A 14,801-nucleotide genomic window follows, 5' to 3' on the forward strand; every position below is an offset into this window, starting at 1 on the left:
TGTTCTCGTAAAAAGGAGTGCAAATGTACAAAATATTTGTAATTAAACAATTGAAAATTAAAAGATTATTATTAATGTAATTGTATGAGAATCAATAGGGTTATACTGTACTATTTTTTCCTGTTTTGTAAAATTACGATAGTAATAATATAGAGAAGCACAATTACAAAAGGAATCATTACAAATCTTAAATCTGGAAAGACATACCAAAGAACCAAAACTAGTATTGTTCTTGATAGTGCGTGAAAAACACCAACCCAATGATTTATAATCCAAGAGAAAGGCAACCACGTAGTTCCCGTTAAAATACCTACAGTTAAAGGCAAAGAAGTATAATCGATTAAGAAAAATGGAATTGCAATTGCATAAACTAAAATCGATTGAAATACTATTGAGAAAAATAATTTATCAAAAACGTTTTTAGGTTTTTCTTTATCTAGGAAATTTTCTCCAGTAAATTTTGATATAAATAAGGATATATACACAATGCTTCCGGTTCCAATAAATAAAACCCAAACTGCTACTTCAGGTGAAAAAAAAAATCCTAAAAGACCAATAATTATCCAAACAATCATTCCTGAAAGTGGTGTTGCTAAAAATTTTCCGTTAGAAAATTCAATTCGTTGCTCTTCAAGAGTTCTTTTTTGATGATCCATTGTTTTTTAATTCTGATTTTAATCAATCCAATTTTTAAAATCTTTTACCCGTTCTCTACTCACAATAATTTCTGCTTCAGAATACGAATTTAAAATGATTTTTAAACGACTATTTGTGTACGCAACAATGTCTTTAATTGCAGAAATTTGCACAATATACGTTCTGTTTACTCGAAAGAATTTTTCTGGATCTAACTCGGTTTGAACTTGCTCTAAAGCACCATCTAATAAATAACTTCTATTTGCAGTAGTATGAATATAAGTTGCCTTATTTTCACTATAAAAACACTCAACATCATCTGTAGAAACAATTTTTAAATGCTGACCAACTTTTATAGTAAAACGTTTTTTATATTTTCTATCAATCGGATTTACCAATAGTTTTTTGATGTCTTCAAAATTTAATTGAACATCTGCTTGCTTAACGTGTTGACTTTTATATTTATCTACTGCAGCTTTTAATTCATCTTCATCAATTGGTTTTAGTAAATAATCGATGCTATTTAATTTGAATGCTTTTAGCGCATATTCATCATAAGCAGTTGTAAAAATTATGGCGCTTGAAATGGTAACGTGTTCAAAAATTTCAAAAGACAAACCATCAGATAATTGAATGTCTAAAAAAAGCAGATCAGGATGTTTGTTATTCTGAAACCATTCTATTGATTCTTCTACAGAATGTAACATCTTATTTGCTTTTACATCCAATTCTTCTAACATTCTACTTAATCTTCTTGCAGCAGGTTTTTCGTCTTCTATAATTATTACATTCATTTTAAAACTTATTATGATCCTTATTCATTTCTTCTTGTATCTTACGCTCTTCCCAACTTTTACTAAAAAAACTATATCTATACGTGTTTAATCCATGGATTATTAACCCAATACCCCACCAAAAAAACAATCTATAATTACTGATTTGAGTAAAAGCTTCAAAAAAGGAATCTCCATAAGAAATATCAAGATAAATTCTTCTACCAATAAAAAACCCATTGATAATTACATAAACTGCAAAGTGTTTGTAAAAGCCTTTTAACTCTTCAACTCTTTTTTTAGCTTTTATATATTTATCGCTTTTATTTTTAACTGTATTCTCCATATTTTCTTTATTCTTTCTCTAAAATTTCATTTAACTTTCTTTCTTCCCACTTTTTACCAAAAAATTTAGATTCAAAAACTCCTAACCAATGAAAAATGATTCCAATTCCCCAAAATAGCCAAACTGCATACATGCCAAAGTCAGAAAAAATTTCTGAAAATAACTTATCTTCTTTAAAACCATCTATAATTTGAACACTACTAATAAAAATATTTATTGTAAAGTATATTGCTAAATGAATGTAAAAGCCTTTTATATCTTCTACTCTTTTTTTAGCTTTTAAATATGCATTAGTTTCTATCATTTCTTAAAATTTAGATTTTCGTTCTTCTTCTTCCATTATTTCTTTTAACTTTTTTTCTTCCCAGTTTTTTCCAACAACATTAAAACCAAAAACACCTAACCAATGAAAAAAGATTCCAATTCCCCAAAAAACCCAAGTAGAATATACTCCGAAATTTTGTATTACTTCATTAAATGAATCACCTTCATCATTCATTAAACCAAAAATTATAATTCCACTTAAAAATGTATTCACAATAATATATACGATTAAATGAACGTAAAATCCTTTTATTTTTTCAACTCTTTTTTTTGCTCTAAGGTACTTTATACCTTCTATCGTTTCTGCGTCTTTCATGTTGTTTTATTTAAGTTTGTTATTGTTTTCTGCTGACATTAATTCGTTAATCTTTTTCTTTTGCCAATTTTTACTCATACTGTTAAAAGCAAATAATCTCATTGCTTGAAAAATAATCCCTGCTCCCCAATAAATCCAAACTGCAAAAATTTTATATTGTAAAAATGCTTCTTTAAATGTATCACCATCATTCATATCGTCAATAATCATATAAGAACTTAGCGCAATATTTACTACAATATAAATTGCTAAATGAACATAAAACTTTTTTACTTTATAAACTCTTTTTTTAGCTTTTACATAAGCTAATTCTTTATTTATTTTTTCTGAAATCATTCTATTTAGATTTCCAATTAGAGTTTTGCTCTTCTTCTTCCATCAATTCTTTAATTTTATTTTCTTCCCAATTTTTTCCTAAAAACGGATTGTAATTATAGGTATCCATTGCGTGGAAAGTCAATCCCATTCCCCAACCAAAAATCGGAAACCAAAACCAATGAAAGTCTGGCACAAAACGCAAGTTTATAAAAATTAAAAAAGGAATAACAATACAATAGGAAGCAACATTTGCATAAAATCCTTTGATTTTATCTACTTGCTTTTTAGCTCTTAAATATTTTTGTTCTTTTGTAAATTCTTTCATGATTTCTACTTTATATTATTTTGATAATTTTCTGTCTTCATCCATCAATTCTTTAATCTTTTTGGCTTCCCAATCTTTTCCAAAACCAATTTTTGAAGATCCAAAAACCAAAAACCAATGTAATATTACTACAAATACAATTCCTGGTGCAGCAAACCAAAACCAATGATAGCCAGGCGAAAAAATTAAATTAACTGCTACAATTATTATCAGAGAAAAGATTTCTATTACCAAATGGATGTAAAATCCTTGAATATCTTTTACTCTCTTTTTTGCTTTTAAATAACGTTTTTCTTCTAAATATTCTCCTTCCATACTATTATTCCCAGTTTGATGTATCATCATTTTCTTCCATTAATTCTTTAATCTTTTTACTTTCCCAGTTTCTTCCTAAAAACGGATTGTAATTATACACATCTAATCCGTGAAAGATTACACCAATTCCCCAACCAAACATTGGAAACCAAAACCAGTGAAACTGTGGTGATGTATATAAATTTACAAATACTAAAAATGGGATTACTATACAGTAAGATGCTAAATTTTGATAAAATTCTTTTAGCTTTTCTACTTTTTCAACAGCTCTTACATAACTGTTATTTTCTATTTCTTTTGTGTACATAATGTTGTTGTTTTTTGTTAATAATGGCAGGCTTACCCTAAAAACTATATTGTCGTTTGTAATTTCTACACTTCTTTTTGTTAGTAAGAAATACCTGTCCGTAATATTTCTTAATCCAATTTGTGTGCTTTTGCCAATTGCTTCTTTATGATTTACATTATTCTCTATAATTAACGCTCCGTTTTCTTCAAAAATTCGAAGTTTTAAAGGTTTACTTGATGAAACTACATTGTGTTTTACAGCATTTTCAAGTAATAATTGTAAGGACAAAGGCACTATTTTTAATTCTTCGTTGCTAATTTCTGATGGAATTTCAAATTGAATAGCATCTTCAAATCGCATTTGTAATAATTCCATGTACGTTCTTGCGAATTGTAATTCTTCTGAAAGCGGAATTAACTCTTTGTTTCTTTGTTCTAAAACGTATCGATATACTTTCGATAACTTTGTAGTAAAGCGTTCTGCTTGCTTTGGATTTTCTCCAATTAATGATGTTAATACATTTAAACTATTGAATAAAAAGTGCGGATCAATTTGATTTTTTAACGATTCAAATTTTGCAGTTTCCGTTTTTGCTACAATTTCTTGTTTATTGCTTTTTTGCGTTTGCGAAGCTTTCCAATTGATCATAAATCCACGAGCGTGAAAAAATACAGCAATTGCAAGAGCTCCTAAAATTGTAAATACATGTACTAAAAATAAATCACCAAAGAAAAAATCATCAAAATGATATCCTAGAATCAGCACATATTGCACATAATGAATTAAAAGAACTATAAGAATTGTGTAAATGATTATAGTAATAATTCCTGCTGTAAGTCGCTGATTTGTTTCTTCAACCCAACTCCATTTGGTATTTAAATACTCATTAATCATTCCGTTTCCTAATCCTAATCCGAAGGAATACATTGCAGAAAATAAAAATATAATTCCAACACCTTTGATGGTAAATTGTTGATTTATAATCACAAATAAAATTCCAAATACAACTGTTAACTTTATACAAAGGATAACGTCTTTCTTTATCTTATTTAGTGTTGAAATATTTTTATCTTGACTCATGTCTTTTAATTTATCGTTAAAGATTTTGCTATTAAAATCTAATCTCTAAAGTTACATCTTTATCTGAAACTTCAAACTGTGCTTCATCAAAATTTGGTGGACCAAAACTCATTGGATTGTTAGACATACCGTAACTCTCTATTGGCATTCCGTTCGACTGAAAATCCATTTTTTTATTACTGTTTGCGTCGTGAAAGCAAATAATAGCATAATTTCCAGGCTCAATATTTGTAAAAACTACTTTACTTTTCTTTCCTTTTGGAGAACTCGATTGCGTTTGAACTGGCTCTTTCATAAAGTTATCTTTGTTGTATAAAGCGTAATTTACTGTACCATTATCACTCGGAACATTGTCTATTGTTACTGTAATTGTTCTTTTGTCTGTATTAGATTTTTTAGCTGTAAATGTTGATGTTTGAAATACAACTAGGATTGCGAAAATTGTTGTGAATACTTTCATGATTTCTTGTTTTTAATTGTTAATGACACCACAAAGATGTTACAACAAACAAGTTTTTAAAATTAAAAGAAACCGAATTGTATTTTTTTCAGGATGAATTGTAGAAATTTAAGAATTCAACCCTTTTTTGTATGTAGATAATGCTCTTTCTCTAGCAAATTTATGTTCAACAATGGGTTGCGGATAGGTAAGTTCATTCAAATCTTTTACCCAAGTATTGATATATTGTAAGTTTTTATCAAACTTTTTTATTTGTTCTGTTGGATTAAAAATTCTAAAATATGGCGCAGAATCACAACCAGTTCCGGCTGCCCATTGCCAATTACCATTGTTGGCAGACAAATCGTAATCTAATAACTTTTCAGCAAAATAAGCTTCTCCCCAACGCCAATCAATTAATAAGTGTTTACACAAAAATCCGGCAGTAATCATTCGAACTCTGTTGTGCATATAACCTGTTTCGTTTAATTGTCGCATACCTGCATCAACAATCGGATAACCAGTTTCTCCTTTGCACCAAGCTTCAAATTCTTGCTCGTTATTTCTCCATTCAACTTGATCATATTTCGATTTAAAATTTTCTGTAATCACTTTCGGAAAATGAAATAGAATCTGCATAAAAAATTCTCTCCAAATTAATTCACTCAAATACGTTGCATTACTTTTTAAAGCAGTTTTAATCAGTTTTCTAGTACTTATTAAACCAAAACGTAAATATGGAGAAACATAGGATGTTTTATCAATAAAAGGAAAATCTCTAACAGCATCATATTGATTTAAATGCACTAAATTATACAGTTTTACTTTGATTGTACTTTCTACAAATCCGATAGATTCTAAAGTAGGAAAATCTTTTTTAAAGTGATAAAAGTTAGGCTTTGGATTACTTTCTAAAAGTAAATCTTCGTTAAATTCTGACAACCATTTGTTTTTATACGGCGTAAAAACCGTGTATGGCAATCCGTCTGTTTTCACTACTTCTGATTCTTCAAAAACGACTTGATCTTTATAGGATAAAACTTCAATATTTTTTGATTTTAAAAACTGCGTAACCTCTAAATCTCTAGCAATTGCATACGGTTCGTAATCTTTATTGTAAAAAACTTTATCAAATTGATATTCAAAAACCAATGCTTTCCAAACTTCAATTGGCTTTCCAATTTTTATCAATAGTGATGAATTAATTTTTTTTAATTCTTCATCAATATTTTTTAACGTATTGTAAATAAAGGTAATTCTTGCATCATCTTTTGGTAAAGAATCAATGATTTCTGTATCAAAAATAAAAATTGGAAGTACAGGTTCTTTTTCTAAAGTTGCCTTATACAAAGCAACATTATCTTCTAAACGTAAATCTCTACGAAACCAAAATATATTCATTATTAAAAAATAGTATCTAACACTTTTTCTCTATATTCAAAAATAGATTGTAGTTGTTTTTTTATAAATAAAGTTTGCGCAATGCTGCCTAGAAAACCAAAAGGAATTTTATAGGATATTTTATCTTTCATCAAGGTTTTTCCGTTTGGCAACGATTCAAAAAAATGTTCGTGATGCCACATAGAATATGGCCCAAAACGTTGTTCATCAATAAAAAATTCTTGCTCTTTCACAGCGGTTATTTCTGTCACCCAATTTGTTCTTACAAAAGGAATTGGTGAAACTTTATACGTAATAATCTGACCTTGATATGCTTTTCTATCAACTTTAGAAGTGATGTGAAAACCCATTTTAGGCGGAGTGATATTCGACAAATTTTCTGGTGATGAAAAATAATTCCACGCTTCCGCTAACGGAATATTTAATTCTTGTGATGCTTCTAAGGTATAAATTCCTGAGTGTTTCGAAAACTGAATCATTTATTGTAAATGTTTTGTAATCTTTTTACTCATTGGTTTGGTTAAAGAAAAATAGTAATCAATCAATTCGCCCTTTTCATCCACCAAATATTTTTGAAAATTCCACTTTACTGAAGAATTTTTCAATCCGTTTTTTTCTTTCTTTGTCAACCAAGCATATAATGGATGTTGATTATCTCCTTTTACATCAACTTTTTCAGTAATCAAAAAAGTAACGCCATAATTGAGTTTGCAAAAAGACTGAATTTGTTCAGCAGTTCCAGGTTCTTGTCCGCCAAACTGATTTGAAGGAACACCGATAACCATCAACTTGTCTTTATACTGCTCATATAACTCTTGTAAACCTTCGTATTGCGGAGTAAAACCACATTCTGATGCCACATTTACAAACAGTATTTTTTTACCTTTAAAATCTACTAAATTGATTTTCTCTCCAGAAATGCTCTTAATTTCGATATTGTATACTGATGTTGATTCCATTTTTTCTGTTTTATTGATGATATTGATGCCTATGAGTAGACAAATAATATAAATATGTTTCATGTTTTAATTGTATAAAATTATATATCCGTTTAAAGTTGATGCTATTGTTAACCAAATTAAATACGGTGCAATCAACAATGTGTACCATTTTAATTGTTTGATAAAATTGAATGTAAAAAAACCTACCAATAACCATAAACTTATAATGATTACAAAGCCTACAATTGTTAAATGCTGATTAAAAAAAACGTAATTCCAACTTACATTTAACAACCATTGCAGCAGAAATAGTTGTATTAGAAATGATTTTTTTTCTTTAAAAAACAAAACTAGTTTGGTCATATAAAATGAAAACAATACCATAATTGTTGTCCAAGCTGCGCCAAAAACCCAACCTTCTGGAGTCCAAGGAGCTTGATTTAAAGAAGTGTACCAATTTGACGTTGGGCCATCATTCATTAAAATAGTTCCAATACCTAAAGCTCCAAAGTTGGCAATAAAAAATATTAAAAATAAAATATACTTGGTTTTCATCTTTTATGCAGTTTTAAAAAGGTTCATTTTTTTGAATTGTTCATTTAAAAAAACAACCCAAAACAACATTGTAAAAGCATAGCCGGCATCTTCAATCGGAATTGTAAATAAGCGAATTCCTAAGTTTTCTGTATTGTTATACCAAACAACTGGCTCTGAAATAAAACTTCCTGTTAAGATTCCGTTTACTATAAAAAACGGAATTAGAATAATAACAAACGAAATGTAAAATCGCTTTAAAATATCTTTTGCTAAAAAAATTGCTATCAATAAAGTAAATACTAACAATGAATAATTAACACTTGTGTACCATTTATCAAAATTAAAAAACAAGGTTATTGCCGTTATAATCAATAAAAAATAGGTAATCCCTTTTACTACTTTATCTGACAATAAAAATGTTGGTTTAAAATATTCTAATGAATAATGTATAAAAATACTTGCATACGGAATGCAGATAAAAAACAACATCTCGTCAATGGGTAATCCCGCAATTTTGTATGGCAAATGATAGTCTTCATTAAATCCCCAAATACCATTTTTGGTAAAAATAACATCCCAAACTATAAAAAAAATTGCCACTAAAATTATGGCTAGAAACACTGTTTTCCATTGTTTGATGAAATTCATCTTTTTATTAAATGAATACATAAAAGGAATACTAATTGAACCCAAATTTAGTAGTAAATATAAATACATTAGAAGTTGTGTTTTTTAAAGTATTTTAAGGGAACAAACAACATTCCGAAACATTCACCATCAGGCTTTCCTAGATGTTTATGATGAATTTTATGTGCTTTTCTCAAGCCTTTTAAATACCTACTATTGGTATTTCTAAACCATTTAAATCGCCTGTGAATTAACACATCATGTACTAAAAAATAAGCAATTCCATAACATAAAATTCCCAACCCTATGAAGAATAAAAAGTTGATTTCTGGACGAATTCCAAAATAGAATAATAAAATACTTGGTATGGCAAATACAACAAAGAAAGCATCGTTCTTTTCAAATACATGCGGATAACCTGGCTGATGATGATCTTCATGCAAAAACCAACCAAAACCATGCATAATATATTTGTGCGTACACCAAGTTACGCCTTCCATAGTTACAAATGTGATCAAAGTAATTAAAGCAAAAATCATCAGATTAAATTTAGTTTATATTTTACAAAACTTCTTGCTAACAAATTAATTTTCATAGGATTAGAAATTCGAACTCTTGTTTCCATTATCTTAGAAGAAGGTGTTTGTTTTAATTTTTTTAACAATCGTTTATAATATCGATACGCAACATAAACACCAAATTTAGCTTCTACAGGAAGTTTTAAAATGCCTTCTTTAAAAGCAATTTCAAAATCTTCTTCTATTTCTTTAATAATTTGATTTTTTGATTCATTGTCTAAAGTTTTTAAATCAACATTCGGAAAATAAGACCTCTCTAAACCTTCGATATCATCTTTTAAATCTCTTAAAAAATTGACTTTCTGAAAAGCAGAACCCAAACGCATTGCTGGTTTTTTTAATGCTTCAAACTTTTCTCTATCTCCATTAACAAAAACTTTTAAACACATTAATCCTACTACATCAGCAGAACCATAAATATACGAATCATATTCTTCTTTTGTGCTGTATTCTGTTTTGTTTAAATCAGCTTTCATACTTTGTAAAAATGCCTGTATTAAATCATCTGAAATATGATATCGAAATACTGTTTGTTGAAATGCATTTAAAATGGGATTTAAACTAATTCCGTCTTCAATTGCCTCATAATAATCTGCTTCAAATTTATTGATTAATTTTTCCTTGTTATATTGATGAAAACTATCAACAATTTCATCAGCAAAACGAACAAATCCATAAATATTATAGATGTCTTTTCTAATTTTTGGCGATAACATTTTTACAGCCAAAGAAAACGAAGTGCTATAATTTTTTGTAACTAACTCACTACAATTGCTAGAAACCTGATCAAATAGTGCTTTCATTCAAATGTTTTTTAATTATTAAATCTGAAACAATTTTACCAGAAATTAACGATGGAGGAACACCTGGTCCTGGAACTGTTAACTGTCCTGTAAAAAATAAATTTTTAACTTTTTTACTTTGTATTTTAGGTCTTAAAAAAGCAGTTTGAGTTAGAATATTTGCCAAACCATACGCATTTCCTTTATACGAGTTGTAATCTTTAATAAAATCGTTTACACAATACGATTTTTTAAATAAAACACTACTTTTTACTTCTTGATTTGTTAAAAGTTCTAATCTATCAATAATTTTAGTAAAATAAGCCTCTCGTAATTCTTCAGTATCTTCTAATCCTGGTGCAAGCGGAATTAAAAACGTTGCGGCTTCTTTCCCTTCTGGAGCTAAACTATCATCTGTTAAACTCGGAAAACTTGCATAAAACAAAGGCTTTTCTGGCCAAGCAGGATCATCATAAATTGTTCTTGCGTGTTCATCAAAATCAGTATCAAAAAACAAGGTGTGATGTGATACATTGTCTATTTTTTTATTGAACCCAACATAAAATAATAATGATGACGGAGCAAACACTTTCTTATCCCAATACTTTTCTGAATATTGTCTGTATTTGATTGGCAATAATGTTTCTGAATGATGATAATCTGCTCCGCTCACAACAATATCAGCTTTCATAAATACATCATTTACCACAACTCCTGTTGTCGCTCCTTTATCATCAAGACAAATTTCTTCAACATTTGCATCTGTTGTAAACTTTACTCCTAAATCAATAGCTAACGTAGTCATTGCCTCAACAACTTTGTACATTCCGCCTTTTGGATGCCAAGTTCCCAAACCAAAATCTGCATAATTCATAAAATTATAAAAAGCTGGGGTATTGCTGGGCTTTGCGCCTAAAAACAATACAGGAAATTCTAAAATCTGAATTAACTTCTTGCTTTTTATTTTCTTACGAACTTGAGTTCTAATAGTTGAGAAAAATTGATTGACTCTTTTAATTGTAACTGGTGTAATCAATTCTAGCGGAGAAATCCCTGGTCGATACACCAAATCTTTAATGGCTGTATTATAATTAAACTTTGCAGCGTCTAAAAAGCTTTTTAAATGCTTAGAGCTTCCTTTTTCTTCTTTTTCAAAAGCTTCAAATATTTCTTGAAGTTGTCCGGAAATAATAACGGATTCTAATTCAGAAAAATACACTTGGTACGCTGGATCTAATCGATCTAATTCGTAATAATCAGCTGGTTTTTTATCAAAGTCATTAAAAAACCGTTCAAAAACATCTGGCATCCAATACCAAGTCGGACCAATATCAAATGTAAAGCCTTCAGTTTTATATTGTCTTGCTCTACCTCCTATGGTCTTGTTTTTTTCCAGAACTACAACATTAAAACCCGCCTTTGCTAAATAGCAAGAAGCAGCTAATGAGGAAAATCCTGAACCTATAATATAAATTTGTTTTTTCATTTTGTCTAGCAAATATATAAATTAATTAAACAAAATGTATAATTTAAATAAAATTATAAATCTTTTAACAAATCAATCAAGCCTTTATAGAACAAAAAATGACTTTTATAATCAGAAGAATTAAGACTTTGAGTTCGGTTACCAAAAGCCCAAAACTCATGTTTTGTATTATTTAGTTTGGCATCTATTTCGTCTAAATAGTCGTTTAAAACTGAATCTAAAGGGGAAACTGTAAATGAAGAAATAAAATTAATTTTAGAGAACTTAGATAAAAGAGAATTCAAATTATCTAACGGAATGCTTTGCCCTAAATAAATTGTCTTTTTTCCTCTTAGAGATAATTCATAATTCAAATACATTAAACCTAATTCATGAATTTCATTTTGGGGTAAAAAAAGCACATAAACAGCACTGTCATCAACTAATAAATTTTGCTGTATTTTCTCAATATTGATTTGTATTTTTTGAGAAATTAAATTAGATATAAAATGTTCATGAGCGGGAGTTAATGTATCTGTTTGCCACATTAAACCGATATGATCTAAAAAAGGTATAAACACTTCCTTAAAAACATCTCTAAATGTTTTATTGATGAGCAATTGATTATAGGTTTGATTAAACAAAACTTGATTAAAACTAAACATTGCCATTTTAAATGAATTGATAGAATCATCTACCAATGCAGTTTTATTTGCTAATTCTCTAGCTATTAAAACAATTGATTCTTCAGATAATTTTGCAATTTTAGAAATCTTATAATTATTTTTATTCAATAAAGAAACGTTCAATAATTTTTGAAGATTTTCAGTATCATAATATCTTGCGTTACCACTTGTTCTTTGCGGCGTTAAAAGTTGATATCTTTTTTCCCAAATTCTAATTGTATGTGCTTTAATTCCAGATAGATTTTCTAGATCTTTAATGGTAAAGCTTGTTTTAATATTGTTCAATTCTAAATAGTTTTAATTAAACAAATATAAGAATTTCAATTTAATAGTAAATTTTACAAGAGTAATTCTGTAACTTTTTCTACTTTTGAGCTACTTATAAAACGAACTAACAAATTATAATGCAAAAGGATTTAGAGTCTAAATTTTTACTGGATTTTGAGCAAAATCAAAATATTGTTCATAAAATATGTAGAATGTACACTACAAATCAAGATGCACATAATGATTTGTTTCAAGAAGTTGTAATACAGTTATGGAAAAACTACAGCAAATTTAGAGGAGATTCTAAATTTAGTACTTGGATGTACAGAGTTGCATTAAACACCGCTATTTCTTTATACAGAAAATCTACCAGAACTGTTAAAACACAAGATATTGATGATTTTACATACAAGATAAAATCTAATGAATATGATGATACTGAAGAATTGCAATTAAAAGCGCTATACAAAGCTGTACATCAATTAAATGATATTGATAAAGCTTTAATCTTTTTGTATTTAGAAGACAAACCATACAAAGAGATTTCTGAAACTTTAGGGATTACACAAGTAAATGCTAGAGTTAAAATGAATAGAGCAAAAGAAAAATTAAAAAACATTTTAAACCCATAAAAGATGGATTTAGATAAACTAAAAGAATCATGGAAAAATCAACCAGAAGAAACAAATACGGTTTCTAATGTTGATATTTATAAGATGTCGCATTCAAAATCTTCATCAATAGTAAAATGGATTTTTATTATTGGAATTTTAGAATTGATTTTTTGGACAAGTTTAAATTTTATGGTTCCACAAAAATATATGGAGTTCTATAAAGATTTTAAAATAATGGATATTTTAAAAGCAAGTACTTATTTACACTATGTAGTAATTATTGTTTTTTTAGTTCTATTTTATAAAAATTACAGCGCTATTTCTATTACAGACAGTACAAAAAGGCTAATGAACAAGATTTTATCCGTTAGAAAAACGGTTAAATATTATGTCTATTATAATCTCGGAACTATCATTGTCTCTAACATCGTTTTAATGTCTATTTTATTAGGACAACCCGATGATTTAGCTAGCGCATTAAACCCAAGCGGATTAGACATTGAAGCAAACAAGTTAATAACTTATTTTGTTGTTGGATCTGCTGTTTTAATGTTATTTATGTTTGTAGTTATCTGGTTAATCTACAAATTTACTTATGGAAGATTACTTAAAAAACTAAATAGTAATTATAAAGATTTAGATCATTTAGAACATTTACAATAAAACAAAAACTCCAGCTAAAAGCTGGAGTTTTGTTTAAAAAGATTGTAACTCTACAATGAGTTTTTCTAACATTTCTTCAGAGAAATCTAAATGAGTCACCATTCTTAATTTTCCATCGCCCATAGAAATAAAATGAATTTCTTTTTGTGCCATTTTTGCCACAAAATCATTTTCATCAATTTCATCTTTTGTGTAAAAAATTACAATATTAGTTTCTATTGGCTCTACGCTTTTTACAAAAGAACAAGCTTCTAAAACTTTTCCAATTCTTTTTGCTCTTTTGTGATCATCAGCCAATCTTTCTATATGATTGTCTAATGCATAAATTGCAGCTGCTGCTAAATAACCCGCTTGCCTCATTGCGCCACCAAATATTTTTCTGATTCGCAACGCTTTTGCAATATGTTCTTTTGTTCCTAATAAAATAGAACCAACTGGAGCTCCCAATCCTTTTGACAAACAGATTGAAATGGTATCAAATAACTCTCCGTATAGTTTTGGCGATTCTTTTTTTGCAACCAAAGCATTAAATAATCTTGCTCCGTCTAAATGAAATGCCAACTCTTTTTCAATACAAATTTGTTTTATTTTTTGAAGTTCTTCGATGTCCCAACATGCTCCACCTCCTTTATTTGTGGTGTTTTCTATACAAACCAAACGAGAATACGGAGCATGAATATCTGCTCGACCAGAAACTGCGTATGTTAATTGTGCTGCAGTAAACATTCCTCTTTCTCCATCAATTAAATGACTAGAAACTCCTGAGTTAAATGCTGCGCCACCACCTTCAAAATTAAAAACATGCGCCCATTTATCACAAAACATCTTATCTCCTGGATGCGTATGCAATTTAATTGCAGTTTGATTTGCCATTGTTCCTGAAGGAAAAAATAATGCATCCTCCATCCCAAACATTTCAGCTGCTTTAACTTGTAACGCGTTAATGGTTGGATCACTATTAAAAACATCATCTCCAACTGCTGCATTCATCATTGCGGCTAACATCCCTTTTGTTGGTTTTGTAACGGTATCACTAATTAAATCTATTCTCATTTATAAATGTTGATTCTTATAAGTTT

The 14,801-nt window shown here is 28.6% G+C and carries 22 protein-coding genes; 2 read left to right on the forward strand and 20 right to left on the reverse strand.

Features of this window, described 5'->3' with window-relative positions; translation table 11 throughout:
• Positions 1-110: 110 nt before the first annotated feature.
• The 19 genes from ABDX67_RS08015 to ABDX67_RS08105 form a co-directional block, all read right to left on the reverse strand.
• Positions 111-656, reverse strand: a complete 546-nt coding sequence (locus tag ABDX67_RS08015; protein WP_347174459.1) for a DUF7010 family protein — start codon at positions 654-656, stop codon at positions 111-113.
• A gap of 18 nt (positions 657-674) precedes the next feature.
• Positions 675-1,430, reverse strand: a complete 756-nt coding sequence (locus ABDX67_RS08020; protein ID WP_347174461.1) for a LytR/AlgR family response regulator transcription factor — start codon at positions 1,428-1,430, stop codon at positions 675-677.
• A 1-nt stretch (position 1,431) separates the two neighbouring features.
• Complete coding sequence (locus tag ABDX67_RS08025) at positions 1,432-1,755, reverse strand: 2TM domain-containing protein (protein ID WP_347174462.1); 324 nt, start codon at positions 1,753-1,755, stop codon at positions 1,432-1,434.
• A 7-nt stretch (positions 1,756-1,762) separates the two neighbouring features.
• On the reverse strand, positions 1,763-2,059 hold the full coding sequence (locus ABDX67_RS08030) for a 2TM domain-containing protein (protein WP_347174463.1): 297 nt from the start codon (positions 2,057-2,059) through the stop codon (positions 1,763-1,765).
• A gap of 3 nt (positions 2,060-2,062) precedes the next feature.
• Positions 2,063-2,395 carry a 2TM domain-containing protein gene (locus ABDX67_RS08035; RefSeq protein WP_347174464.1) on the reverse strand — a complete coding sequence of 111 codons (333 nt, stop codon included), beginning with the start codon at positions 2,393-2,395 and terminating at the stop codon, positions 2,063-2,065.
• Between the two features lie 6 nt (positions 2,396-2,401).
• On the reverse strand, positions 2,402-2,731 hold the full coding sequence (locus tag ABDX67_RS08040; RefSeq protein WP_347174465.1) for a 2TM domain-containing protein: 330 nt from the start codon (positions 2,729-2,731) through the stop codon (positions 2,402-2,404).
• Position 2,732: 1 nt separating this feature from the next.
• On the reverse strand, positions 2,733-3,038 hold the full coding sequence (locus tag ABDX67_RS08045; protein ID WP_347174466.1) for a 2TM domain-containing protein: 306 nt from the start codon (positions 3,036-3,038) through the stop codon (positions 2,733-2,735).
• 15 nt (positions 3,039-3,053) lie between these two features.
• On the reverse strand, positions 3,054-3,383 hold the full coding sequence (locus ABDX67_RS08050; RefSeq protein WP_347174467.1) for a 2TM domain-containing protein: 330 nt from the start codon (positions 3,381-3,383) through the stop codon (positions 3,054-3,056).
• A complete protein-coding gene (locus ABDX67_RS08055) occupies positions 3,358-4,722 on the reverse strand; it encodes a 2TM domain-containing protein (protein ID WP_347174468.1) in 1,365 nt (454 codons plus the stop codon). Before ABDX67_RS08055 ends, ABDX67_RS08050 begins: the two co-directional genes overlap by 26 nt.
• A 31-nt stretch (positions 4,723-4,753) precedes the next feature.
• A complete protein-coding gene (locus tag ABDX67_RS08060) occupies positions 4,754-5,182 on the reverse strand; it encodes a DUF2141 domain-containing protein (RefSeq protein WP_347174469.1) in 429 nt (142 codons plus the stop codon).
• A gap of 108 nt (positions 5,183-5,290) precedes the next feature.
• The gene (locus tag ABDX67_RS08065) at positions 5,291-6,562 is read right to left on the reverse strand and encodes a cryptochrome/photolyase family protein (RefSeq protein ID WP_347174470.1); all 1,272 of its coding nucleotides are present in this window, start codon (positions 6,560-6,562) and stop codon (positions 5,291-5,293) included.
• 2 nt (positions 6,563-6,564) lie between these two features.
• Entirely contained in the window at positions 6,565-7,041 is a 477-nt protein-coding gene (locus ABDX67_RS08070; protein WP_347174471.1) for an SRPBCC family protein, read from the reverse strand.
• Entirely contained in the window at positions 7,042-7,521 is a 480-nt protein-coding gene (locus ABDX67_RS08075; protein WP_347174472.1) for a glutathione peroxidase, read from the reverse strand.
• 66 nt (positions 7,522-7,587) lie between these two features.
• Complete coding sequence (locus ABDX67_RS08080; RefSeq protein ID WP_347174474.1) at positions 7,588-8,058, reverse strand: TspO/MBR family protein; 471 nt, start codon at positions 8,056-8,058, stop codon at positions 7,588-7,590.
• A 3-nt stretch (positions 8,059-8,061) separates the two neighbouring features.
• Positions 8,062-8,757 (reverse strand): lycopene cyclase domain-containing protein, encoded by a 696-nt coding sequence (locus ABDX67_RS08085; RefSeq protein ID WP_347174475.1) that lies wholly within the window; start codon positions 8,755-8,757, stop codon positions 8,062-8,064.
• Complete coding sequence (locus tag ABDX67_RS08090) at positions 8,757-9,206, reverse strand: sterol desaturase family protein (RefSeq protein ID WP_347174476.1); 450 nt, start codon at positions 9,204-9,206, stop codon at positions 8,757-8,759. Before ABDX67_RS08090 ends, ABDX67_RS08085 begins: the two co-directional genes overlap by 1 nt.
• Positions 9,206-10,048, reverse strand: a complete 843-nt coding sequence (locus ABDX67_RS08095; protein WP_347174477.1) for a phytoene/squalene synthase family protein — start codon at positions 10,046-10,048, stop codon at positions 9,206-9,208. Before ABDX67_RS08095 ends, ABDX67_RS08090 begins: the two co-directional genes overlap by 1 nt.
• Positions 10,032-11,513, reverse strand: coding sequence for a phytoene desaturase family protein (locus ABDX67_RS08100; protein WP_347174478.1), 1,482 nt, complete (start codon positions 11,511-11,513; stop codon positions 10,032-10,034). The genes ABDX67_RS08095 and ABDX67_RS08100 overlap by 17 nt, the downstream gene beginning before the upstream one ends.
• Positions 11,514-11,566: 53 nt before the next feature.
• Positions 11,567-12,463: a MerR family transcriptional regulator gene (locus ABDX67_RS08105; RefSeq protein WP_347174479.1), complete on the reverse strand. Its 897-nt coding sequence runs from the start codon at positions 12,461-12,463 to the stop codon at positions 11,567-11,569.
• 119 nt (positions 12,464-12,582) lie between these two features.
• On the opposite strand from ABDX67_RS08105, the gene ABDX67_RS08110 reads away from it, so the two are divergent.
• Positions 12,583-13,077, forward strand: a complete 495-nt coding sequence (locus ABDX67_RS08110) for an RNA polymerase sigma factor (RefSeq protein WP_347174480.1) — start codon at positions 12,583-12,585, stop codon at positions 13,075-13,077.
• Between the two features lie 3 nt (positions 13,078-13,080).
• Entirely contained in the window at positions 13,081-13,722 is a 642-nt protein-coding gene (locus ABDX67_RS08115; protein ID WP_347174481.1) for a hypothetical protein, read from the forward strand.
• Positions 13,723-13,755: 33 nt separating this feature from the next.
• Here the strand turns inward: ABDX67_RS08115 and ABDX67_RS08120 are convergent, their stop codons facing one another.
• Positions 13,756-14,775 (reverse strand): threonine aldolase family protein, encoded by a 1,020-nt coding sequence (locus tag ABDX67_RS08120; protein WP_347174483.1) that lies wholly within the window; start codon positions 14,773-14,775, stop codon positions 13,756-13,758.
• Positions 14,776-14,801 lie beyond the last annotated feature (26 nt).

The organism is Polaribacter uvawellassae (assembly GCF_039748955.1).
GTDB classification, from domain to species: Bacteria; Bacteroidota; Bacteroidia; order Flavobacteriales; family Flavobacteriaceae; genus Polaribacter; species Polaribacter uvawellassae.